We start from the raw sequence: 23,295 nt of genomic DNA on the forward strand, positions 1-23,295 counted from the left end.
TTAATTTACAAGGTACAATCTGCTGTTTTCAAAGAGTTTTCGCAACTTTTCGTTGTTCTCAATCGCTCATCAACAGCTTATTTAGTATATCAAAACCAGAAGCGTTTGTCAAGAACTTTTTTCAAATTCTTTTTCAGAACCTCAATCGGTTCTAAACCAAACTTTTCGGTTTTACGCTCGTCTCTGAGAGACAGCTTTAATAGAATACCAAATCCGACAGCGAATGTCAAGCACTTTTTTCAAACTATTGAGATTTTTCTAAAAACGTGATAAGATAATTGCACGATACTATAATAAAGTCGAACACCCGATCGAACAGTTCACCGGCGTGTACGTTGTCAGGCAGCGGCCTGACGATGCGGCGCGGTACGACGACAATTTATCGCCAACGCAGAACTGCCTGACCATGATTTCTGCCGCTGCACAAGGCTGGTCGTATTTCGACTTTCTGCGCAAAATACTGGAAAGCCGCCGGCAATTATATCTACTATATATGTAAGGAGCAGACCATGACCGCACAGGACATTCTCAAACAATATTTCGGCTACGATTCGTTCCGCCCGGGACAGGATGAGTTGGTTCGCGCCATCCTTTCCGGCCGGGATACGCTCGGCATTATGCCGACCGGTGCGGGCAAGTCCATCTGCTATCAGGTGCCCGCCATGCTGTTTCCCGGCCTGACGCTGGTCATTTCTCCGCTCATTTCGCTGATGAAGGATCAGGTCGGTGCGCTTGTGGAAGCAGGCGTTCCTGCCGCGTGCATCAACAGTGCGATGAGTGCGGAGGAATTCCGCGATGCACTGTACTTCGCCGGACGAGGACAGTACAAGCTGCTTTATGTTGCGCCGGAACGCCTGACCGCCCCCTCGTTTCTCGAATTTGCCAAGCGCGTACCGATTTCGATGGTCACAGTCGATGAAGCGCACTGTATCTCTCAATGGGGACAGGATTTTCGTCCAAGCTATCTCAAAATCCTCGACTTTCTTGCCGCACTGCCCCAACGGCCGCTCGTTTCCGCATTCACCGCAACGGCCACCGCCGAGGTGCGCGACGACATCGTGCAGGCGCTCGGTCTGCACGAACCGTTCATCAAGACCACCGGTTTTGACCGTCCCAACCTGTATTTCGCAGTCGAACAGCCCGCCTCCAAGGGCATGAAGCTGCTCCAGCTTTTGAACGAGCGCAAGGACAAGAGCGGCATCGTGTACTGCTCCACCCGCAAAAACGTGGAGGAGATCTGCGGCCTGCTGCTCAGCCGCGGCCTGCCCGCCACCCGCTATCACGCGGGCCTCGATCCCGAGGAGCGCCGCGAGAATCAAGACGATTTTCTGTACGACCGCAAGACCATTATGGTTGCTACCAACGCATTCGGCATGGGTATCGACAAATCCAACGTGTCGTTCGTTATCCACTATAATATGCCGAAAAATATGGAAAGCTACTATCAGGAAGCCGGCCGTGCCGGTCGAGACGATCAGCCTGCCGACTGTATTCTATTATATAGCGGACAAGATGTGCGTATGGCCGAGTTTCTGATTGAGCGCAGCCACGAAGCCGAGGACGAAACCATTGACGAGGCCACCCGTCAGCAGCTCATCGCGCGCGACCGCGAGCGCCTGCGGCAGATGACGTTCTACTGCACCACGACCGAATGCCTGCGGCATTACATCCTGCGCTATTTCGGTGAAAATTCACCGATATCGTGCGGACACTGCAGCAGCTGCGACACCAATTTCGAGGAAGTGGACGCAACCATGGACGCGCGCAAAATCCTCTCGTGTGTGTACCGACTGGATGAACGCGGCCGTGCGTTCGGCAAAACCGTTGTTTCGGCCATTCTGACCGGCAGTAAGAACGAAAAAATCACGCAGTTCCATCTGGATACACTTTCCACCTATAATATCATGCCGGACAGCACCGCCGTGTATGTCCGTCGGCTGATTGACATGCTGCTCGAGCGCGGATACCTCATCGCCGACCCGGACCGCATGAACGTGCTCGTGCTCACCCGCACCGGCAACGCACTCATGCGCGGACGCGGTGAATTCCGCGTCAAGCTGCCCAAGGAGAAAAAGCCGGCAGCAGCCAAACAGTACGCGGCTCTTGCGGAAGATGTGGACGAAAAGCTGTTCGATGCGCTCCGTGATGTACGAACCCGCCTTGCAGCACGCGCAGGCGTGCCGCCGTACGTTATCTTTTCCAACGCAACGCTCGCTGATATGGCTGCAAAACAGCCGTCAAGCGAGTTCGATCTGCTGTCCGTCCGCGGCGTAGGCGATGCAAAAGCAAGGCGGTACGGCAAGGAGTTTCTGGCAGCGATTCAGAAATACCGGGATGAAAACCTTGGAAAATAAAGCAAATTGAGAATTAAACGCGGTATTGCCTTAAATCCACAGGTGCTATCCGCGGCCACCGCGCAAACGAGTTGCGCAACATTGTTATCCCCCAGGGGACCTTCTCTTGCCCTTCGGGCAATTCACCTTGTGTTGCGCCTGCGTAGAGCAGCCGGTATGTACAGCAGTAAGGAATCTGACACTGCGAACAGGTTGAGAAAGATACGGAAGTAAAAATCCTCTGCCGTTCCCCTATTTCGGAGCGGTCGCCGCTCTCTGATCTGCGCCAGACTAAGAAATAAAGGAAACGGGATTCACAAGGGTGGAAACCTTGGTGTCCACCCTTGTACCCGCCGCCGCGGGTGCGGCGGGTCTCTCAGCCAAAGATCAGAACTCATTCTCAATCCGTCATCAACCCGCTGAAAATAAGTAAAGCCGACAGGCACACCCATCGGCTCAGGAAAAAATATCAGCCGTTCTGCTGATCGTTTTTCTGATTCTGCTGCTGATTCTGCTGCTGATTCTGCTGACCCTGCTGGTTCCGGTTCTTGTTCTGCTTGCTCATTTGGCTCACCTCGTTTCGTTTGCAATGCTATTCTGCACCGCAAACGCGAAAAATATACTCGCAGGACTTGCAGAATAGTGAAAAACCTGTTAAAATTGTTCTGCGTGTTATACAGTTAATATTTTAGATGATATAAAAGAAAGAAGGACACTCACCATGTCGGGACATTCCAAGTGGAATAACATCGCAAAGCGCAAGGGCGCAAACGATGCAAAAAAAGCAAAGATTTTCACCAAAATCGGCCGTGAAATGGCAATCGCAATCAAGGAAGGCGGCTCCGCTAATCCGGACTTCAATGCTCGCCTGCGCGACTGCATTGCAAAGGCCAAGGCCAACAATATGCCGAACGATAACATCAAGCGCACGCTCGATAAGTACTCCGGTGCAAACGGTCAGGTCGATTACGAGGCAAACAACTATGAAGGCTACGGCGTAGGCGGCGTTGCAGTCGTTGTTGAGACCCTGACAGATAACAAGAACCGCACCGTTGCGGACGTTCGTCACCTGTTCGACAAGTACGGCGCAGGTCTGGGCGCTTCCGGCTGCGTATCCTGGCAGTTCGATAAGAAGGGCGTTATCATTATGGAGAGCGAAGGTCTGGACGAGGACGCTGTTATGATGCAGGCGCTCGATGCAGGCGCTGAGGATTTCCTCGTTGAGGAAGGCGTTTTTGAAATCTACACCGCTCCGGATGATTTCTCCACCGTTCGTGAGGCACTCGAGAAGGAAGGCTACACCTTCGCACAGGCTGAGCTGCAGATGGTTCCGCAGAACTACATCACCCTCGAAAAGGAAGAGGATATGGCGCAGATGCGTAAGCTGCTCGATAACCTCGAGGATAATGACGACGTTCAGGCAGTTTGGCACAACTGGGCGAATGAGGATGATTACGAGGGTTAATGCCCCGGTCAAAACCGCATAAAAAAGCACCGCATACCGAGGTATGCGGTGCTTTCTTCACTTTCTCACGAACTTTACCGCACTCATTGCGGCCTCAGCGCCGTCTGCGACGGCCTTTGCCACCTGCAGCAGACCGCCGGTGCAGTCACCGGCCGCAAACAGGCCGGGTACAGCCGTCGAGCCGTCGGCGTTCGCCTTGATGCGCGTGCCGTCCAGCTGCGCGCCCAGCTTGCGGGCAAAATCGCCGCTGCCGGCCGTACCGTAGGCGACAAACACACCGGAAACGTGCAGCGGTTCTCCCTCGGCAAACGCCACGCGCGACACCAGTTCATCGCCCTCGACCGCGCTTACCTTTCGCGTTTCTGCGCGCAGACCGTCGGGCAGGTCGGCAGGCGGCTCGCTGCCGTTCGTCAGCAGCGTAACGGACTGCGCCACCGACAGCAGCACCCTCGCTTCCTCGAGCGCATACTCACCCTGACCGAGCACGGCAACGTCCTTGCCGCGATAGAAAAACGCATCGCAGATGGCACAGTAGCCGACGCCGCGGCCCTCAAATGCAGCTACGCCCTCGATTTTCGGCACCGCACGCGGCGAACCGGTTGCCAGAATGACCGCATCCGCGTCAAACACGCCGTCCGCAGTCTTAACCGTAAAGCCTTGCGCCGCATACTCAATACCAGTTACCTCGGTCTGCCGCAAAACTGCGCCCAGACGTTCGGCCTGCTTCTGTCCGCGCTCGAGCAGCTCTGCACCGGAAACCGGCTCAATAAAGCCGAAATAATTCTCGATCTTGTCCGTTTTGGCCAGCGCACCACCGTCCTTATACAGAACGGTTGCCTGCATGCCGGCGCGTACCGCGTAAATCGCAGCACTCAGTCCCGCCGGTCCGCCGCCAATGATAACAATGTTGGGCATTCTTTTGTCCTTTCCAAATTGAAAATTGAGAATGGAAAATGACGGATACACGCAATGCGCGATAACTTAATTCTCAATTACTCCTTTTCAATTCTCCATTATTTTGCGGTTTTCTCGTCAAACCACTGCTGATACGCCTTCTGCAGCTTATCGAGCAGTGCAGGATCCTTGCCGCCGAGCGGCTTGCCGTCCAGCTCGCATGCGCCGACGCAGTGCGTGCCGGTGGACAGGATCATCACCTCATCCGCGTTTTTCAGCTCATCCACAGTGAACGGCGCGATGCGGGTCGGCACGCCGAGCTTGTCGCACAGCATAAGAAAATGCTTGCGCGTAATACTCGGCAGAATAAGATTATCCGCCGGAGGCGTACAGAACACGCCATCCTTGAGAATCGCCAGACCGGAATGTGCGCCCTCAGTCACGCGGTCGCCGCGGTGGAAAACGACCTCGTCACAGCCCGCCTCAACAGCCTGCTGCATTGCCATGCAGTTCGGAATAAGGTTGAGCGTTTTGATGTTGCAATGCAGAAAACGCGTGTCCTCGACCGAAATCAGCTTGTACGGATGATCCTGGCGGTCAAGTCCGCACGGCTCGGAAAATGCCATCAGGCTGGCCTTGCCGCCCTTGGGGAACGCGTGCATGCGGTGTGCCACTGCACGGGTGGACTGCCAGTACAGCATATGCGGCGCATCCGAATCCAGCTGAGACACCAGCTCGTTCAGCGTTTTTTTCAGCTCGTCACGCTGCATCGGCGGCTCAATGCGGAGCAGCTTCAGGCTGTTGTAAAAGCGGTCCAGATGATCCTCAAGCTCGAAGATTTTCTTGTTGTTGACCATCGCCGCATCGTAAACGCCGTCGCCGAAGTAAAAACCGCGATCGGTGATAGGCGCCTGCACCTCGTCAATGCGGCCAATTTTTCCGTTATAGTATGCAATATCCTTCATGGGAATATGCCTCCTTTGATCAAAATTCCGGGTCAATCTAATCTCAGTATAACGGTTTTCGACAGGGTTTGCAAGTAGGCCGGAAACGCGGTATAATAATTAAGCTGGCAGGTTGCTGACAGGCGTTATCCGATACCGCAACCGCATGTTGCTTGTCCGTAAAAAGATCCTATGATACACTTACCTCACGGAGGTGTTCGATTATGAATACAAAGGATATTTTATATCATCTCAGAACCGAAAAAGGTCTCTCACAGGACGAACTGGCTGCAAAAATTTTTGTCACCCGACAGGCGGTATCCCGCTGGGAAACGGGCGAAACCACGCCGAATGTCGAAACGCTCAAGCTGCTTTCCGCGTTCTTTAACGTGTCGATCAATACGCTTCTCGGCTCTCCGCGGCAGCTGATCTGCCAATGCTGCGGCATGCCGCTTGAAGATTCCATCACCAGTAAAGAGCCGGACGGCTCCTTTAACGAGGACTACTGCATGTGGTGCTATGCCGACGGAACCTTCAAATACACCACGAAAGAGCAGCTGATTGACGTTTGCGTAACGCATATGGCAACCGAAAGCTGGCCTGCAGAGCAGGTTCGCGCCCATATGGAAGCCATTGTGCCGACCCTCAAGCACTGGAAGAAATAAAGGAGAACGCTATGCCGTTTGACTTCAAAAAAGAGTACAAGGAACTCTATCAGCCGAAAAGCAAGCCGCAGATTACCGCAGTGCCGCCAATGAACTACATTGCCGTGCGCGGCACCGGCGACCCGAACGAGGACGGCGGTGCATATCAGCAGGCCATCAGCGTGCTGTATGCCGTGGCCTACACGCTGAAAATGAGTTATAAGACCGATTATAAAATCGCAGGCTTCTTTGAATATGTTGTTCCGCCGCTGGAAGGTTTCTGGCGGCAGGATGATGTAGACGGTGTAAATTATGCGGATAAATCCGGTTTCCACTGGATTTCCGTCATTCGTCTGCCGGATTTTGTGACCAAGACGGATTTTGACTGGGCGGTACAGACGGCTGCAAAAAAGAAACAGCTGGATTGCTCCTCAGCCGAGTTTTTGACGATTGAGGAAGGTCTGTGCGTGCAGATCATGCACGTTGGCTCCTATGATGACGAGCCTGCGTCTGTTGCGGTGATGGACGAGTATCTCGCACAGAACGGCTATGCAAACGATCTCACCGCCGAACGACTGCACCACGAGATTTATCTCTCCGACCCGCGCAAAACCGCGCCGGAGAAACGCAAAACCGTCCTTCGCCACCCGATCAAAAAGGCGTGAAATAACACGAATACTTTTCAGAAAGGTTTGATTTTTTGTCCGGAACACTTCTTCATATCTGCTGTGCGCCCTGCTCCATCGCGTGCATCGACACGCTGCGGCAGGAGGGTATCGAGCCGGTAGGTTTTTGGTACAATCCCAACATTCACCCGATGAAAGAGTACAAAATGCGCAAGAATACGCTCGTTGAGTATGCAAAAAGCATTGATCTCAAGCTGGAGATTGAGAACGAGTATGGCCTGCGCAAGTTCATCGAAGCTGTTTATCCCAACTGGGACAACCGCTGTGCGACCTGCTATGCGCTCCGCTTTGAGGAAACCGCGCGCTACGCCGCCGAGCATGGCTACGACCGGTTTACCTCTACCCTGTTTGTCAGCCCGTATCAGAATCATGAGCTGATGCGTCAGATTTGCGAGCAAATGGCCGAAAAATACGGTGTCGAGTATCTGCACCGCGACTTTTCGCCGCGCTTCCGCGAGGGACAGGATAAGGCGCGTGAGCTTGGCCTGTACATGCAGAATTACTGCGGCTGTGTTTTCTCCGAAGAGGACCGCTACCGCAAGCGCAAAAAGAAGAAAAAGCCGGACGCCACGCAGGCGTAAAGCGGAAATCGGGGTGTTTCGGCACAATCCGACCGAAATACCCCGCAATAACCGCTTTACAAACGCACGAAAGACTGGTATACTATATCATGTACTCGCGCCCGTAGCTCAGCTGGATAGAGCGTTGGACTCCGACTCCAAAGGCCATGCGTTCGAATCGCACCGGGCGTACCATGTTAAACCGCTTGTTTCTTGGAAATGAGCGGTTTTTTGTTATCTTTTTGAGTGTTGCTTTAACAAAATAAAATCGAGGCTACTGCGCAGGCTACTATGTGGTAGCCTGAACAGTAAAAAAGAGCGGCAATGCCGCTCTTTTCGTTTATTGATTATTTGCCTTGTTGATTATTATCTGTTGGCTTGTACTGACGCAGCATAACGTCAGCGATGCACTCACCTGCCTGCACGCGAGACTGCTCAATCAAGTGCGCATAGTACATCTCGGTCGTAGCCGGACTGGAATGACCGAGCTGACGAGCAACGGTAACAACATCGGTGTGGTTGGCGATCAATACGCTGGCAACCGTATGACGGAATGCATGCGGATTGATATGCGGCAGGTCATGCCGTTCGCTGAATTTATTGAGCCACGCGGTAATGCTGTCCGGGTGCATGACCTGTCCGTCATCCCTCGTGAACAGGAAACCTTCGTCATTCTGCCACCGATCACCGTTCAGCTCGCGCAGCTTCTCCTGCTCTATACGATATTCACGCAGCAGCGTGACAGTTTCATCCGGAATCGGGATAAAGCGCGTTTCACCGATTTTCGGTGTTTCCTCATAAATACCGCGCGCCTTGGAGTAGCGGAGGTTGACCTCAATGTAGAGATAGCGCTCATCAAGGTGAACATTCTCCCACTTCAGTCCCATAATCTCACCGCGCCGCGCACCGGTGACGATCAGCAGATGAGTAATCGTCTGCCACTTGAGCGGTTCACTCTCGAGCGCCTGCAAAATGCGGAAGATTTCTTCCGGCTGGAAATAGTTGATCTTCTTTCGCTGCGCACGAGGCAATGTAGCGCGTGCCGCTGCGTTGTAGGTCACGATCATCTCCTTTTCCGCCTGCGAAAGCACGGTGGAGATGAAACGATGATGCTGCAGAACGGTTTTAACCGCGAGGTGGTCGGTATTCAAGATGTACTCGAACAGCTTTTGCGGTGGTATACCCAGCGCCGCAGAAATTGCGTCTGCGGAGGACTTACGGATAACCTGTCCGCGGCAGGCTGCCGTTATGGTAACTGCGTTGAGGCGAGACAGCTTGGCCAGTTTGGCGCGCGAAATCTGCCGCTCGGTCAGCAGCGCTCCCAAATCAGCCTTCGAGCGTGCCTTGTCAAGCACATGCTTAGTACAGTTCTGCTGAAGATCCATGTACAGGCGATTCAGGTGCTGCGGTCGCAATTCTGTCAGCTTAATGTGACCAATCGCAGGGATAATGCGTTCGCACAGGTGCTTGTACAGTTCGATCGTGCTGTGCTTGGTGCCGGTATGCTCCTTGAGGTCAATCACATAGGTAGCATATTCGGCAAACGTCTTGTTGTTGTCCGGCTGAAACCCCAGCTTGATGCTGTTCTCGAACTCATAGGCAATTTTCTGTACCTCCCGCTCAGCACGCTGCTCCGACCAGCCTTCCGGTGCTTTCCACGTTTTATAATGACCGCGCTTGCGGTAACGCTCATCGTAGCCGCACGAAACCGTGATTTTGAAGCTCAAGCCGGACTTTGTGCGAATTTTCTTAATACTTGGCACGTTTTTCTCTCCTTTCGTGTATAATAATGCGGTGCGCCGCTTGGACGCACCGCAGACTGTCGCTTATACCGAAATCTTCGCCGGAATGTACGACGGACGATCGTCATCCGGCGAAACATGGTTGTTGCCCGCGGTCAGCAGTTTGATGACATTTGGGTAGTACAGCAAAGATTTGCGGCCAATCCTGACTGCCGGCATGATACCCTGACGGATAAATCCGCGCAGCGCATTCTCCAAAATATTGTGCCCCTCTGCGAGCAGACGGCGATGGGTTTCAGCGACGGTTGCCGTGTCGTAGAAACGACGCTGCGGAATGAATGTAATTGTGGGATTGGACATGTTATTTTCTCTCCTTCAGCAAGTATTTTTAACGTAAGGATACAGATCTCACTTTTATAATATATAGACCGCAGCTCTCTGTAATCAGAAGCGTTCTTCGTATTCTTCAAGAACATCAAGCCGAATGCAATACACGCGCGGCGTACCCTTCTTGAGGCGTACCTGCAATGTGCCTTCCTCCTGAATAACGAGCGCACCCATATTCTTCAGCTCGCGCACGATTTTGGAAAGGGTATAGTTCTGGTATCCATCCTGTAAGCGGACTGCACGTTCCAGCGCGGCAGACCGCAGACACAGATTGTTTTTCCACATAATTCCGTCGTGCTTATGAAGCTTTTTTATGTTACTCGTCAGGTTAAATACTTCGGAATCACCATAACATTCCAGAAGCACAAAGGCAAGATTGCCCTTTTTCTTGCTGCGATCGAGGGCATTGAGCAGCTTTTTCTGGTACTGCTGTGATTGCCCAATCCCGACCTCATACCGTTCGGTAATCGCCTCAGACGACGAGGCAGACATTCCATCTTCGCGGGCGGCGCGAAGTGCCAGAGAGAACACAGTACGCAAAATGAGAAAGTTGTGGAATATGCGAGGATGCATATCATCCGGATTCTCCTCAGAATTGATTTTCCGGAAATCCTCAGCCGCCTCGGACTCATGCTGTAGGAACCATTCGATAAAACGACGGCAGGCAGCGCCGATCAGCTCCGGCGTCAGAGAAGACGCCACAACAGGCGGCTGTGTGAGGGGGATAAAAATGCATCGCGTAATGTCCGAAGGGTTCTCGAGAGCAAACTCAGCGGTCAGAATAATTCCAGCGTTGCATGAGAATGACATAGTCTGATTTCCAGCTTTTTTAGAGATACCGGACGCATTGGTGCCCTCGCGAACGAACTGTGCACCTAAATCACGATATTTCTGCTGGAGCTTGGGGCTCGCCGACAGGCACAGATCATCTATCACAAGAGGCAGATCACGTGCGGTGACCATGGTATCGTGAATGGCGGCCGGTGTGCTGCCGGCGCTGTACAGCAAGGCAGGCTTGTTCTGCGAGTCGCAAATCCAGTCGGTAATCTTACGCGCAAGAGTAGTCTTGCCCAGACCCTGACCGCCTGTGATAGCCAGCACGGCCTGCCAGGACGGCGTGATCTCATTGATCCAGGAACGCAGGAGTGTAGCGAACAGAAAGATGATCGGCACCACCACAGTAGCAGAGCAGTAAACCAGCTCGGAGAACAGCGCCGCAAGCGGATGCTGGATGGGAGACAGCATCATGTGATAGCTTACCGGCGGACGTGGAAGAACCGGCATAGCAATCGGTCCGATCAGCTGATCGCCCAGCACATACAAGGAATGACCGTTCGGCAGACGCTGCAGCCCCGTACGGGGCAGCAGCAGACCAAAGAAAGTTTCAAAATTAGGAACAGTGCCATCCATGATATCCGCAAACTGTGTGTTCAGTTCGCGGACAAGTGGACAGATATCGGGTAGACCGCGCAGACGAGGAACAGCCTTCTTCAATCCGGATGTTGTCAGCTGGTCGGCCGGCAGGAATGCCTTTGCCATACTGCCGTTATCGAACAGAACATTAATCTGCACGAGAGGCGATACGAGGGAGCTGGCAGCAGGATCGTGGTAGATCCTGCTGATTTCAGCGTATACAGAGAGTGTGTTGTTCTTCTTACTCATGATCGCAGTCCTCCTCGATGCCTTCCGAAAAGATAGTGGAAAGGTGAACGGCGAGATCATAAAACGGATCTGCACCAACAGGAGACTTCTCGCAGCGCTCGTATACGCAGCCGGTTTCCGGGTCGTACATCTGCGTCTTCACAGAGGCAATCTGGTTGTGCAGACGCTTAGAATCTGCAAGTTCCTCGTCGGAGATCATACGACGCTCTACGCTCATCGGTTCGCTTTCATCGGACGAGCTAGAAAGCGGGACGCGCATGACGCATACCTGAATCTGCTCAGTATCACAGGACTGGATAATAGTATTGACGATCACTTCGGGGTCTTTAGAACGATTGATATGGTTTGCCATGGGTTAATCCTCCTCAGAATTGGTAATGTCGATAATGGTGGCGCCGTCTGCCTCGGTCAGAACCGGGGCGGAAGGCTGATGACGGGATGGGAGCAGCAGAACGTTGACTGTCAGCTGCGGTGCAGCCTCGGAATCGCGCTTGCTACGTTTGCGGCCATGTTTGCGGCCGTAGGGCTTGACGCACTTCATATAGACGAGCGGGTGCTCCGGACGACGGATCTCCATGAGCCGTACCTCCTTCATAATTTGGATTTTTGACATTTGGCGTCCCCAACATCAGCAAACCGGTTTACGTGTGAAAAAGTAATGAAAATACTTTATAAAGCAAGTATTGCTTTTTCAACAACAATAGATTATCATGATTTTATAGGGCTGTCATCTGTAGATACTGTGGATAAACAAAGCGTTTTTATGATAAATCTAATATTCAACCAGAATATTACCAATATAAGGTTGATTTAACTAGAGAGTAACCATATGAGAGATATTAATATGCTTGAAATTAGTCGAAAAATCGACGAAAATGATGTGGATATATGGAAAAAACAAATCATAAACCACACAAAGGAGTATGTTAAAAAATACAGATTTTCCTCATATAAAGACGCAATTTTGACATTGCTTAAGATTATGGAGGAAACACGGAACCAAGAAATTTCAGACGAAGAACTGGGACAGCTACAGGTTGCCCTTGTTCTGTTGCTGTGTGTGCGCGACTCTGACAAAGAGGGGAAGACAGAGAAACGAGAGCTGAAGTGGCTGGACAGTCTAATGTACTATGAAGAGGAAACGCTTTGGCGGCGGCGATATCTCTATAAACGGCAGAAGTTTAACCTGAAACGAACCCAACAGAATATAACAATATGTCCTGACGAAAAAACTGAGTTTGAGAACAGACTGAAAGACGTTCTGAATAACTACACGCAGTTTTTCAGGAAAGGCGTTTCTAAGATCTTCAAAATTCCAAAGAAAATAGGCAAATGCCGTTTGGCAGATCTGGCGCTGTCAGACTACGCCGTTTATCCGATTTTACCGGCGGTGCTCAGCAGTGACATTATTCAACTTAACGTATATCGGAAAAGTCCGGCGAAGAGCAAGCTCGTCAATCCGCATCTGGAGCTGCCGGCATGGGATGAGTCGATCAATAAATACAAGATTTTGCACAAAAGAGTAGATTGCTCTGTGCGGACATAGCAGAATTTCTAGCAATGCATCTGCGGACTGTTTCTATACCGCTGTCCCGTATTGCCGATTCGCCGACAGGGTTCTTCGAAGCTATGAAGGAAGAATTTGTTGTGCCGCGTTGTCGAACCGTGAATTTGGCCCAGGATTTGATTGAGTTCTATAACTTAGGGATGGATGACGGTCAACTTCTGCGTAATAAGATAAGTTCCTATATCGAATGGCCTAAGAAGTATACACGCGAAGTGATCGAAGCCTCTTTCGCAGAGCACGGAAGGGAGCTGGCAGAGGTCATTGATTTCGTTCGTCAGATGCTGTCAGCAAAGATCTGGTATGACACCTCCACAAAGAGGGTTCGATACTGGCATGATATTCTTTACAGCAAGTTGATAGATGGTAATAGAGTGAAAAAGCAGAGGACGGTCTATGACTTCTTTGGAGTAGATGCAAAGCCAAACGGGACGAAAGAAGCAGATCGTATTTTTGAACGGTATTTCGAGACAGTCAGGATAATTTACAATGTTGTGGATGATACGCTGCTGGATGCAATGTCAGGACGGGTTCATAATGGCATAGCGAATGATTTCATAATCCGATTCAATAAAACGATGGAAATGCAATATTGGAAGATGGAAGTACTTTACGGACAGATGGGCGAGGTAGACGATGTTATAACACGTGCTGAAGATATGCCGAGACAACTGCAGAAAGCGCTGGAAGGCCCATTGACCGTACAGGTGGCATATGACTTTGTAAAAGAGCACATTACCCATGCACCAAACAGCAAAGAGTGCATGGAAGAACGCGCTCAAAAATACTATCCAGAGAAGGAGAAGCGGTATGAACTGCTGCGGTATTATGCGGAGCATATGCCGGGCGCATGGGTAGCCATCTACCAATTCCTGCTTGCGCGATCCTTTGATGTCATCGGGCACTACGCTGTTGCGCTGTTGCGCCATTGTGCGATACGGCAATGCCAAATCGAGCTGGAGAAAGAAATAAAGGACATCGACGCGGACGTACAACGGATTAAGAGACAGATAGCGGCGAAGCAAAAGGAAGCCTCTCTAGCGGAAGCAAAATCCACTTCTGCGAAGGAAAAAGAATAAGGACTATAATAAAAATCTGGGGTATCTGGGTGAAAACCCCAGATACCCCAGATATTTAGCAAAGGAAGAAGAAAAAACAGTGTATTTTAACAGACAAAACCGCCGGATATACATGAGCAATCCGACGGCCCTGTTTGGTCCTATTTCGTTTAATTGTTGTCGCTGACGGTCTTTACCGCCTTGCTCATCTCCTGCATCAGAGAAGCATGGCTGAGGTCAGATGGATCATCTGCGTAGCGGATCCAGTAGTGGTCATGAGCGACAATGCCGTGTGTCTTGCGGCAGATCAGCTTGGGCTGGTAGAGCGTCAGTCCGGCGATGGCGAGCAGCTCTTTGGCATTCTGCCTTGTTGACGGGAAACACCGATCAGCGAAGAATTTATCCAGCCGCGCGGCTGTCGGCACGGCCTTGCCATCCATGCCGAACAGCAAAACAGGCAGATGGGAATGATCGAGCACGGTAAACTGCGGCTGTTTCATTGCATCATAGCAGACCTGCACAACGGGAGTTTCTTTCCAATAGATTGTGAAATCAACAGGTTTCATGCAAAATACTCCTTTAACTGCTGCAATCTTATCTGCAAAATCGTACTGCAATAGTCGTGCATCTGTGCAGACAGCGGCAGACCATCGAATACAGTATCCGGAATGCTGTCCGGCAGGACAATCCCGCTCGGAAGCTGTTTTATCAGATGCAGCTGTTTGGAAAAGCTCGTAGAGAACGGTTTGGCTTTGCAGGAGTACAGATATTGTTCGACCGGCCGACGCTCCGCCTGCATGAAGCCAAGTGCATAACCGCTGTCAAACAACGGCGGAAAACGGTATGAACCATCTGTTTCGTCCTTGAGAACGCCAAAATTATTCAAATGACGATCCTCATTGCAGATCAGGAAGTCAAACAGCAGCATGGTGTTCAGATAGTCTCGCGCATCCAGTCCAGTCAATTTATAAAACAGGGCGATGACAAGCTCATAGTTATCTTTGGCCGAAACAGCCCATTGAATTGGCTCATCTGAACTTTCCACCATGGTCTCAAACGAAATAAAACTCTCGTTCTTATGACAGAAGTTGTGTGAGATCGTACCAAGCAGAAGTTTTTCATCGTCTATCCGAATATGGCATAGCTGATATTGCACGACAGGAATATGCAGCAGTTCACCAACACGCGAAGCAATGACCTCTGCAATGGCATCCTGATATTCACGCCCATGATCGACGCGATTCGCTTTCAGATAGCAATTTGTTTCCGGCTGATACCATTTCATTGCGTCGCCCTTGCTGGTACTGGATAGCATCAACGGAATACCGGGTGTGATTTCGAGAATATCGTTCATACTGCTCACCTGCCTTTTACTATATTATATAGGTTTATCCTGTTGGGGCGCAAGAGGTTTCTTTGTCGAGCACCGGCGGTAGAAGGTGTTGGGCTTGAACCCGGTCTGCCGCATGGCTTCCATGGCGGTGATTTCCCCGGCACGCCATCGGGAAACCACCCGCTCGAAGTTGTCTGGCAGGGGCATTGGCTTACGGCCGGTGTACTTGCCCTGTTCCTTGGCGATGGCGATACCCTCGCGCTGGCGCTGGAGAATATACTCGCGTTCCAACTCTGCGACTGCTGCAAATACGGTGAGCATAAATTTTCCTGTTGGCGTGGTTGTGTCGATGGCCTCCTTGCGGCAGACAAATTCCACCTGCTTCTCAGTCAGCCGTTCCACGAGGTCGAGCAGGTCGCGGGTATTGCGAGCGAAACGGCTGATTGACTCAACAATCACGGTATCACCGCGCCGGACGTAGTTCATCATACGGGTAAGTTCCGGCCGGTCGGCATTTTTGCCGCTTGCTTTGTCGATGAAAATCTCGTCAACGCCGAGCTCGCGCAGCAGAACTTCCTGTCGAGCTGTGTTCTGTTCCTCGGTGCTGACGCGGATGTAACCTATTTTCATTTCTTTTCCTCTTTCTCTATAATGATAATTATGGTAACCTAACAGCAGGAAGTGATTACTATGCCAAATAAACAGCAGACCGACATTACCGAAATCCTCGATAACATTGCCATGTCCTGCCGCATGGAAGGATTGGAGATGACCGATGAAATACGCGCAATGTGCCTTGCCATCTATAACGGCAGCGCAACTTTACAGGATTGCCTGCATAAGATCAATGCGAAATACCTTTGAAACATCATTTATGTCAATAGGGCAGCCGTTCGTTTTTACATATTGCAAAAGCCCGAAAACAACCCTATTGACATAATTTCTCGTTGTTTCAGATGGGTATACCCTATTGACATGCTCAAAAAATACCGGCTCTTGATGAGTCGGTATTTTTGTGTTCAATCATCGTCGATGATGTCGGCCAGCAGACCGATAATAGTCAGCGCACCGAGAATGACTTTTCCTGCGTTCATCTTCTCACCTCGTTTCAGTTGTCAGAAAAGTTTTCGACAGCTTCAATGATTAAATCAACAACAGCGCCAACGGCTTGGAAGATTGGACCGAGCGGAATCATAAGCAACATCTCCTTTCCTTAATACGCGTAGAGCAGTTCTCCGGTCATTTCGTGCAACAGAGTAGGATCATACAGCATTTCCTCGATTTCTTCCTCGGAGCAGCCGTAATCCAAGAGTGCCTGCACTTCGTCAGCGGTTACGCCGAATGCCTTCGCCACGCTGAACAGATCGTCATAACTGGCCGGTGTGTCCTCGTAGTAGCTGCGGTAGAACGGGTACTTGCGCCACCAGTGCTCGAATGTCGTGTGCGGCGTGAAGGTGCCTGTAGTGATACGGTCTGCTCGGTCAATCTTCAATATCTCGCCCTCCTTTGGCTCCAGAATATCGGTGGGCGCTTTCAGCCGCAGCTTTTTGATTGTCTTACACAGAATTTCCTGCATCGAGGCGTAAATCAGAAAGCCATCATAGAACATAACGCAAAGCGGATTGTCTCCGACCACGAACCAGATGGAATTGTCCTTATCCAGAACGGTAAACACGAAAGAACCCTCGACCTTCTCAGCCATAGTTTTCAGGCTGTCAAAGTCGAGGGTTTTCTGCTGTTCGAGAAGCTGAACGGCAACGTAGCTGTCCGTCTCAACACTCGTCATTGGCAGACTTTCTTCCATTCGTAACTCTTTGTCGTTCCACAGCACTCCGTTGTGTGCGAGAGCAAAACTGTTTCCGGCAACATGACCAAGGAACGGGTGGTTATTCTGGTTAAACTGCGCATTACCCTGTGTGGTCATGCGAGTGTGACCCATCACGACGTTTACGCCGTGCGGAATGTGAATCTTCATTTTCCGAGCGGGAAGTGGACGTTTGTAGATCCGAAGGCGGTCGTTGAAGTTATATGCGATGCCGGTCGCATCCGTGCCGCGAACTTGACACTCTCTTGCGAGAGTGTTCAGGATTTTGTTCTTCGTATGGGTGCTGAGGCACTCCTTAAAATCAATTAAGCCGAAAAGACTGCACATATTACTCCTCCTCCGAAGTGTTTACGGGTTCGTTGACATACAAGCGACGCTCTTTCAAATACTGGATAAGCTCCGGTTCGGTGATGTCATCAAGGAAATCGAACCAGCTCATATCCTGCACTTGACTGTCGGACATAGAAACAGCCACCTCGACGAGATGATTGACCATCTGCAAGGTGGCTTTGAGGGTATTCAGTTTCAAAGTGCCGCGGAACATGCGGATTTCTACCGTATCTGCATTCGTGAGGTTGACCGCCGTGTAGCGCCCAGCGCAGGAATTCTTCGCGTGGTTCATTTGTTCGGACGGGGTGAGGCGGATGCCGTACCGTGCCGCCCAGCGGTTCATCTGCGACTGGGTGCGGCGGCTGAACCGCAGTAGCTCCGCCCAGAATTTCTCGACGAAATACAGCAGGCGGGCAATCGCGGCTTCCTGCTGCTCATAAGTACAGCCGAACGCAAGGCGGGAGATATGAACGTGCAGGCCGCAAGTCCCGGCCGCATGGCTGAGATAGCCCATGCTCTGCGCCTTGTGCAACACCTCCGCCCACGGCATTTCGTTCAAATGGTATTCGAGCGTCATCGGGTGTGTGACGAGCTTAAGACCCTCATCCAGACTGCCGTCCGTTTTGATGTAGAGATTTTCAGCGTCCTTGTTCGCAATGTCGAGCAGCTTTTGTGCGTTGCTGTTTACCGTACCGCCGTCATCGATTTCGAGCTCCACGCCGAAATGCCGCAGGCCCTTGCCATGAAACACAAGATCCGGTGTGTAATTGTACTCGTGTATAATGTTACAATGCTCATCCCAGCAGGATGCGCAGTAGGCGTTGTCGTCATTATCCCAATACGCGCGGTCACGATGAATAATGCGGTTGCAGTCTTCGCAGCGGACGTAGTATTCATCAAAGCAGTGGTCGCAAAGCGTGTGCGTGTCATCCTCGACGGCATTTTCCTCGTAGACCCGCTCGGCACAGTGGTCACAGATTACGGTCAGTCGGTCGGCGCAATCCTCGCAGAGCCAATCGCCTTCCACTTCAAACATCTGGTCAATTGGATGCTCTGCACCGCAGTTTGCACAAATTCTTGTTTCTTTCATTGTCTGTTCCTCCGTTTCGTATAGTAAATCTTAATATTCTTCGGAAAACAGCATAGTAGAATGCGTCAAATCGTCGATGACGAACACCTTCGTATCTACAGCATTGTCACACGATACATCGAGCTTGTATCGGTACGGCGGCTGCTCCTGCTTATGGACGATATGCTGACTGGTCGGCGTTTTTGTCAGCTTGAATACCTGCAGGTAGTCTTTTTCCTCAATCTCCATCGTCAAGACCATGTGCCACATAAGATGAACAAGCCATGCGGGAATCTCGCTTTCTATCCCGCGCGTCAGGAATTTTTGATTGTTGAACATCTTTGATTGCTCCTTTCGGCAAAAAGTAAGCTCCTGAGAATATCCCAGGAGCTTCTACATCTATAATATATGTCCAAAAGTGGCGGAAACACAGAAAAAACATGGTTCAAGCTATGCTTTTCTCATATTATTCTGTCAATGCGTTGTAATGAATACGGTTTTTCGAAACTGATACGGTGTAAGACCGGTACTTTTCTTAAATGCACGAATCAGATTAGAAGCAGAGCAAAACGCACAGTCATAAGCAATCTCTTCTATGCTGTCATCCGATTCTGAAAGCTGTAGTTTTGCATAGGATAGCCGCAGATTGAGCAGATACTCATGCGGCGATAAACCGGTTTCCTCGCGAAATCGGCGAGAAAAGTAGAACCGGCTAAGCGATACCTGCGCAGCAACTTCTTCTATTTGAATATTTTCATGAAAATGCTCGTCCATCCAGTCCTTTGCCGCCTGTATCTGCGGCGAAACGTTGTGTGCCGCGTGCCCTTGGGTATTCAGCGAGGAAAGTATATGGTGAATGACGACCGACATGCGATCGTCTGCATTGGCATCGAGTGGCAGCATCTGCATGATCTTTTGAAAGTCCTTCTCCAAGCCATACTGCTTGCTGAACAGCGCACCGTTGTTCTTCCACAGAAGATCGCAGTACGCCTGTGAGGCATTGCCGTGAAAATGAAACCAGCTGAACTGCGCCTCTCTCTTTGTATAGTAGTGGTGCGGAAAATTGCAGTCGATGAGCACGATATCATCGGCGCTTGCTGTGAATGTCTGATCCCGATATGTGAACTGCATTTCACCCGAATGAATGTAAAACATCAAAAATGCGTTTAAATGTTTTCTGCGCACGCTGTACGGCGCACTGCAAAGATAACGTGCACCCCAGAGACCATAAAACAGGTGCTGCTGCGCAAAAGCCGAAGCAGTATGAAAATAGATCCCTTCTTTTTCTATGATACCGGGTTCAAATCGAATAACACCCTGCTGACGAATATCCATAACAGCACCCCTAATGTCAGAGCAAAAATTGCATATTTTGTGCACGCATTACACGTGACAGCTTTCGTCTCTTATGATATCATAGGCACAACAGAAAGGCAAGAAACCTTCCGATCGTTCAAAAGGAGAAGATACTTATGAGCAAGGAAATTAAAATCGGTCTGATCGGCGCTGGCTGGATGGGCAAGGCCCACACCACCGCATTCCACAACGCACGCATGATCTTCGGCGATGATATGCCGGTATTTGAGCTGGTAAGCGACGTCAGCGAGGATGCAGTAGCAAAGTTCGCGAAGAACATGGGCTACAACCGCTACACCACCAACTGGATGGACGTTGTCACCGATCCCGAAATCGACCTAGTTGACGTTGCAACCCCGAACTGCATGCACTACGAGATGGCAAAGGCTGCTCTGGAGCACGGCAAGCATGTTTTCTGCGAGAAGCCGCTGTCTCTGTCTGCTGAGCAGTCCCGCGAGCTGGCTGATCTGGCCAAGGAAAAGGGCGTAGTCAACTACTGCGGTTTCTCCAACATCATGAACCCGGCAAACCAGTACGTTGCAGAGCTCGTCAAGTCCGGCAAGCTGGGCAAGATCATGCGCGTACAAACCTACGATCAGGACATGCTGCTCGATCCGTCCATTCCGATCGCATGGCGTCACATCAACAAGCTGGCAGGCTCGGGCGCACTCGGCGACCTGTGCAGCCATCTGCTGAGCGTTTCCCAGATGATCATGGGCGACATGAGCGAGGTGCTCGGCGTACAGTCCATCGTTATTCCGGAGCGTCCGGTCAAGGCAGGCAGCACTGAGATGGGCAAGGTTGAGAACGACGACCTCATCACCTTCCTCGTTAAGTATGAAAACGGTGCAATTGGTGACTTCTCGTCCTCCCGTGTTGCAACCGGCCGCAAGAACTACTTCTATTACGAGATTCAGGGCACCGAGGGCTCGGTAGTATACGATCTGGAGCGCATGTGCGAGGTTCAGGTTTACTTCAAGGCTGACGCTGACAAGGACAATGGCCGTGACTGCGGCTTCCGCACCGTACTGCTCAACCCGCAGCACAAGGGCTTCAAGTACTTCCAGCCGGCAGGCGGCATCGCAATCGCATTCGACGATATGAAGACCCTGCAGGCTCACGCACTCATGCAGGCTATGCACGGCGGCGAGTACATCTGCAACTTCGAGATGGGCGCTAAGGTTGACGGCATTATCAACGCAGTGCTCAAATCCGTTAAGTCGGGCACTTGGGAAAAGTGCTAAGGGAGGTTCAAGGCTATGTTTAATAATGTAAAACTCGGCATTGCGCCGATCGGCTGGACGAATGACGACATGCCGCAGCTCGGCGGCGAGCTGACCTTCGAGCAGATGGTTTCCGAAGCGGCTCTGGCAGGCTTTCAGGGCACCGAGGTCGGCGGCAAGTTCCCGACCGACCCGGCCGTACTGAACAAGGCGCTCGACCTGCGCGGCATCAAGATTGCATCCCAGTGGTTCTCGAGCTTCCTGTGCTCGACCCCCTACGAGGAGAACGAAAAGGCATTTATCGAGCAGCTGGACTTCCTCGAGGCTGTCGGTGCAAGCCGCATCAACGTATGCGAGCTGACCCGCTGCCTGTTCGCAGAGGAGTGCTCGATGTTCGGTGACAACAAGCCGATCGCCACCGACGAAGAGTGGGATAAGCTGTGCGACGGCCTGAACAAGCTGGGCAAGATTGCTGCTGACCGCGGCTTCAAGCTGTGCTTCCATCACCATATGGCAACGGTTGTACAGACCTTCGAGGAAACCAAGCGCCTGATGGACAACACCGATCCGCGCTATGTTTACCTCTGCTTCGACACCGGCCACTTCACCTTCTCCAAGGAGGACGCCGTCAAGGCAGCCAAGGAGTTCGGCCCGCGTATCGGCCATGTTCACCTCAAGGACATCCGTCCCGACATGATGGAAAAGGCTTACGCCGAGGGCTTCAAGTTCCGCAAGGCGGTTCTCGAGGGCTGCTTCACCATTCCGGGTGACGGCTGCGTCGACTATCCGGGCGTATTCAAGGCTCTGCACGATGCACACTACGAGGGCTGGTTCATCGTAGAGGCCGAGCAGGACCCGGCAAAGGCAAATCCGCTCGAGTATGCCAAGATGGCACGCGAGTATATCAAGAAAACCGCAGGTATCTGATAAAATCAAGCAAAAATCTTTAAGCAAGGACTCTAGCAAGTGCAATGCTGACCAATGACTTCAGCAGAATTATGTCAGACGTTAAAGCCAATAGTGTTGAATGCAGTGCCGCAATAATCTGACCGAAAAAGCAATAGTCTCCATAGAATCCGTAATACAGATGCATCCGGATGACATCGACGTTGTTCTCTCCTCCAACGACGATGTGGTGATGAGCGTTGTACAGATTATCAAGGACGATCCGCTCAGCATGGATATCACATGTCTTGGCTACAACATAGGGCATACGGCAGTTAAAGCTGCTGTAAACGTGCCGAAACACTAAAACGTTGATTTCTTCAGTTATAATAAAGTATATAACAACGCGAAGACTAAGGATCTGTGGGAATAATCTGCAGTTCAGGGCTACTTCGTTAAATCTCATTTCTCTTTGGAAAAACGATCGGGTCTGACGCTCCAACGTTCCCAATCGTACCGCTACGGGACAGTGGTATTGCCCAAGGGAGACCATATTAAAGCAGCGCAGCATACGGAAAGACTGTATGCTGCGCTGCTTTGGAAATAAAGTCATAATCTATAAAGCTACGCCTTTATTTTTCCTTTCTCCTGTTCCTTGCCCGAATGAGTGTAGACTTACGGATACCAGCCAGCTTAACGACCTGTGCGTAGGAACAGTCCTGAGCAGCGCCATTGTGTAGTCGAGCTGTTCGGTGTCGAACTTAAGTGGGCGGTTCTCACGGGAATCGGGGTCGGTGGCGCGCGCGACGGCCTTGTCCTCCTGTGTGCGCTGTATGATCATATCGTGCTCGAGTTGCTGTCCCCCGCAGGAGCACGAGTTGGTGCCGGTCTGTCTCAAAACCTTCAAGTATTGCCACCGGTTGCAAAACCCGGTGGCATAAGCTATAATATGGGTATCAAAACCTATATTCAAAACTCGCGGTGTCAAAACCGTGAAAACGGAGGGATTGGCATGATATTCGGCTACGCGAGAGTATCCACCAAAACGCAGGCGCGCGACGGCAACAGTCTGGACGCGCAGCAGGCGGCGCTGACGGCGGCGGGCGCGGAAAAAATCTACACGGACACGTTCACCGGCACCAAGATGGACCGACCGGAATGGGACAGGCTGCGGGCGCAGCTGCGGCGCGGCGATGTGCTCATCGTTACCAGGCTCGACCGGCTGGCGCGGTCGGTGTCGCAGGCGTCCGGTCTCATCACCGAGATGATCGACGAGGGCATCACCATCAACGTGTTGAACCTCGGCATCCTGTCCAACGACTCGGTCAACACGCT

27 protein-coding genes and 1 tRNA gene are annotated in these 23,295 nt (G+C 51.4%); 14 read left to right on the forward strand and 14 right to left on the reverse strand.

Annotation, left to right across the window (positions count from 1 at the left end; genetic code table 11):
- From DW724_RS15880 to DW724_RS14425, 3 genes are all read left to right on the forward strand, one after another.
- A partial coding sequence (locus DW724_RS15880) for a hypothetical protein (RefSeq protein WP_207665664.1) occupies positions 1 to 270 on the forward strand: 270 nt, incomplete at its 5' end.
- A 239-nt stretch (positions 271 to 509) separates the two neighbouring features.
- On the forward strand, positions 510 to 2,354 hold the full coding sequence (gene recQ / locus DW724_RS14420) for a DNA helicase RecQ (RefSeq protein ID WP_118761944.1): 1,845 nt from the start codon (positions 510 to 512) through the stop codon (positions 2,352 to 2,354).
- Positions 2,355 to 3,054: 700 nt separating this feature from the next.
- Positions 3,055 to 3,798 carry a YebC/PmpR family DNA-binding transcriptional regulator gene (locus DW724_RS14425; RefSeq protein ID WP_118761945.1) on the forward strand — a complete coding sequence of 248 codons (744 nt, stop codon included), beginning with the start codon at positions 3,055 to 3,057 and terminating at the stop codon, positions 3,796 to 3,798.
- A 57-nt stretch (positions 3,799 to 3,855) separates the two neighbouring features.
- Here DW724_RS14425 and DW724_RS14430 read toward each other — a convergent pair whose 3' ends face one another.
- Positions 3,856 to 4,713, reverse strand: a complete 858-nt coding sequence (locus DW724_RS14430) for an NAD(P)/FAD-dependent oxidoreductase (protein WP_118761946.1) — start codon at positions 4,711 to 4,713, stop codon at positions 3,856 to 3,858.
- A gap of 98 nt (positions 4,714 to 4,811) precedes the next feature.
- Complete coding sequence (locus tag DW724_RS14435; protein ID WP_118761947.1) at positions 4,812 to 5,657, reverse strand: aminotransferase class IV; 846 nt, start codon at positions 5,655 to 5,657, stop codon at positions 4,812 to 4,814.
- 203 nt (positions 5,658 to 5,860) lie between these two features.
- On the opposite strand from DW724_RS14435, the gene DW724_RS14440 reads away from it, so the two are divergent.
- The 4 genes from DW724_RS14440 (at position 5,861) to DW724_RS14455 (ending at position 7,721) form a co-directional block, all read left to right on the forward strand.
- A complete protein-coding gene (locus DW724_RS14440; RefSeq protein WP_118481159.1) occupies positions 5,861 to 6,301 on the forward strand; it encodes a zinc ribbon domain-containing protein in 441 nt (146 codons plus the stop codon).
- Positions 6,302 to 6,312: 11 nt separating this feature from the next.
- Entirely contained in the window at positions 6,313 to 6,945 is a 633-nt protein-coding gene (locus tag DW724_RS14445; protein WP_118761948.1) for a GyrI-like domain-containing protein, read from the forward strand.
- A gap of 35 nt (positions 6,946 to 6,980) precedes the next feature.
- A complete protein-coding gene (locus DW724_RS14450) occupies positions 6,981 to 7,547 on the forward strand; it encodes an epoxyqueuosine reductase QueH (protein WP_118361680.1) in 567 nt (188 codons plus the stop codon).
- A 97-nt stretch (positions 7,548 to 7,644) separates the two neighbouring features.
- Positions 7,645 to 7,721, forward strand: a tRNA-Arg gene (locus DW724_RS14455).
- A 152-nt stretch (positions 7,722 to 7,873) separates the two neighbouring features.
- On the opposite strand, the gene DW724_RS14460 is transcribed toward DW724_RS14455, so the two are convergent.
- The 5 genes from DW724_RS14460 to DW724_RS14480 all read right to left on the reverse strand — a co-directional run bounded on the left by DW724_RS14460 (position 7,874) and on the right by DW724_RS14480 (position 11,894).
- On the reverse strand, positions 7,874 to 9,289 hold the full coding sequence (locus tag DW724_RS14460; protein WP_118761949.1) for a tyrosine-type recombinase/integrase: 1,416 nt from the start codon (positions 9,287 to 9,289) through the stop codon (positions 7,874 to 7,876).
- A 63-nt stretch (positions 9,290 to 9,352) separates the two neighbouring features.
- The gene (locus tag DW724_RS14465; protein WP_118761950.1) at positions 9,353 to 9,628 is read right to left on the reverse strand and encodes a hypothetical protein; all 276 of its coding nucleotides are present in this window, start codon (positions 9,626 to 9,628) and stop codon (positions 9,353 to 9,355) included.
- 84 nt (positions 9,629 to 9,712) lie between these two features.
- Positions 9,713 to 11,317 carry a hypothetical protein gene (locus DW724_RS14470; RefSeq protein WP_118761951.1) on the reverse strand — a complete coding sequence of 535 codons (1,605 nt, stop codon included), beginning with the start codon at positions 11,315 to 11,317 and terminating at the stop codon, positions 9,713 to 9,715.
- Positions 11,310 to 11,669 (reverse strand): hypothetical protein, encoded by a 360-nt coding sequence (locus DW724_RS14475; protein WP_118761952.1) that lies wholly within the window; start codon positions 11,667 to 11,669, stop codon positions 11,310 to 11,312. Before DW724_RS14475 ends, DW724_RS14470 begins: the two co-directional genes overlap by 8 nt.
- A 3-nt stretch (positions 11,670 to 11,672) precedes the next feature.
- Positions 11,673 to 11,894 carry a hypothetical protein gene (locus DW724_RS14480; RefSeq protein WP_118761953.1) on the reverse strand — a complete coding sequence of 74 codons (222 nt, stop codon included), beginning with the start codon at positions 11,892 to 11,894 and terminating at the stop codon, positions 11,673 to 11,675.
- Positions 11,895 to 12,146: 252 nt separating this feature from the next.
- Between DW724_RS14480 and DW724_RS14485 the strand changes: the two genes are divergently transcribed.
- Together DW724_RS14485 and DW724_RS14490 are read left to right on the forward strand one after the other, a co-directional pair.
- Entirely contained in the window at positions 12,147 to 12,863 is a 717-nt protein-coding gene (locus DW724_RS14485) for a hypothetical protein (protein ID WP_118761954.1), read from the forward strand.
- A 14-nt stretch (positions 12,864 to 12,877) separates the two neighbouring features.
- Positions 12,878 to 13,960: a hypothetical protein gene (locus DW724_RS14490; protein WP_118761955.1), complete on the forward strand. Its 1,083-nt coding sequence runs from the start codon at positions 12,878 to 12,880 to the stop codon at positions 13,958 to 13,960.
- A gap of 149 nt (positions 13,961 to 14,109) precedes the next feature.
- On the opposite strand, the gene DW724_RS14495 is transcribed toward DW724_RS14490, so the two are convergent.
- The 3 genes from DW724_RS14495 to DW724_RS14505 are packed head-to-tail and all read right to left on the reverse strand — an operon-like array spanning position 14,110 to position 15,902.
- Positions 14,110 to 14,505 carry a hypothetical protein gene (locus tag DW724_RS14495; RefSeq protein ID WP_118761956.1) on the reverse strand — a complete coding sequence of 132 codons (396 nt, stop codon included), beginning with the start codon at positions 14,503 to 14,505 and terminating at the stop codon, positions 14,110 to 14,112.
- The gene (locus tag DW724_RS14500) at positions 14,502 to 15,293 is read right to left on the reverse strand and encodes a hypothetical protein (protein ID WP_118761957.1); all 792 of its coding nucleotides are present in this window, start codon (positions 15,291 to 15,293) and stop codon (positions 14,502 to 14,504) included. Before DW724_RS14500 ends, DW724_RS14495 begins: the two co-directional genes overlap by 4 nt.
- Positions 15,294 to 15,317: 24 nt before the next feature.
- Complete coding sequence (locus DW724_RS14505; RefSeq protein ID WP_118761958.1) at positions 15,318 to 15,902, reverse strand: recombinase family protein; 585 nt, start codon at positions 15,900 to 15,902, stop codon at positions 15,318 to 15,320.
- A gap of 60 nt (positions 15,903 to 15,962) precedes the next feature.
- Here DW724_RS14505 and DW724_RS15690 point away from each other — a divergent pair, with 60 nt between their 5' ends.
- The gene (locus DW724_RS15690; protein ID WP_158580378.1) at positions 15,963 to 16,136 is read left to right on the forward strand and encodes a hypothetical protein; all 174 of its coding nucleotides are present in this window, start codon (positions 15,963 to 15,965) and stop codon (positions 16,134 to 16,136) included.
- Positions 16,137 to 16,485: 349 nt separating this feature from the next.
- On the opposite strand, the gene DW724_RS14510 is transcribed toward DW724_RS15690, so the two are convergent.
- The 4 genes from DW724_RS14510 to DW724_RS14525 all read right to left on the reverse strand — a co-directional run bounded on the left by DW724_RS14510 (position 16,486) and on the right by DW724_RS14525 (position 19,831).
- The gene (locus DW724_RS14510; RefSeq protein ID WP_118761959.1) at positions 16,486 to 17,424 is read right to left on the reverse strand and encodes a class II glutamine amidotransferase; all 939 of its coding nucleotides are present in this window, start codon (positions 17,422 to 17,424) and stop codon (positions 16,486 to 16,488) included.
- Position 17,425: 1 nt separating this feature from the next.
- Entirely contained in the window at positions 17,426 to 18,517 is a 1,092-nt protein-coding gene (locus DW724_RS14515) for a zinc-binding protein (protein WP_118761960.1), read from the reverse strand.
- Between the two features lie 30 nt (positions 18,518 to 18,547).
- On the reverse strand, positions 18,548 to 18,835 hold the full coding sequence (locus tag DW724_RS14520; RefSeq protein WP_118761961.1) for a DUF960 family protein: 288 nt from the start codon (positions 18,833 to 18,835) through the stop codon (positions 18,548 to 18,550).
- A gap of 135 nt (positions 18,836 to 18,970) precedes the next feature.
- Positions 18,971 to 19,831 (reverse strand): AraC family transcriptional regulator, encoded by an 861-nt coding sequence (locus tag DW724_RS14525; protein ID WP_116705602.1) that lies wholly within the window; start codon positions 19,829 to 19,831, stop codon positions 18,971 to 18,973.
- A 137-nt stretch (positions 19,832 to 19,968) separates the two neighbouring features.
- On the opposite strand from DW724_RS14525, the gene DW724_RS14530 reads away from it, so the two are divergent.
- The 4 genes from DW724_RS14530 to DW724_RS14550 form a co-directional block, all read left to right on the forward strand.
- Positions 19,969 to 21,096, forward strand: coding sequence for a Gfo/Idh/MocA family protein (locus tag DW724_RS14530; RefSeq protein WP_118761962.1), 1,128 nt, complete (start codon positions 19,969 to 19,971; stop codon positions 21,094 to 21,096).
- Positions 21,097 to 21,111: 15 nt separating this feature from the next.
- The gene (gene iolE, locus DW724_RS14535; protein ID WP_117489169.1) at positions 21,112 to 22,002 is read left to right on the forward strand and encodes a myo-inosose-2 dehydratase; all 891 of its coding nucleotides are present in this window, start codon (positions 21,112 to 21,114) and stop codon (positions 22,000 to 22,002) included.
- Positions 22,003 to 22,162: 160 nt separating this feature from the next.
- Positions 22,163 to 22,327, forward strand: coding sequence for a hypothetical protein (locus DW724_RS15495; RefSeq protein ID WP_158580379.1), 165 nt, complete (start codon positions 22,163 to 22,165; stop codon positions 22,325 to 22,327).
- A 645-nt stretch (positions 22,328 to 22,972) separates the two neighbouring features.
- On the forward strand, positions 22,973 to 23,295 hold a 323-nt coding region (locus DW724_RS14550; RefSeq protein ID WP_158580380.1), incomplete at its 3' end, for a recombinase family protein.

Source organism: Butyricicoccus sp. AM27-36, assembly GCF_003480945.1.
Classification (GTDB): domain Bacteria; phylum Bacillota; class Clostridia; order Oscillospirales; family Butyricicoccaceae; genus Agathobaculum; species Agathobaculum butyriciproducens.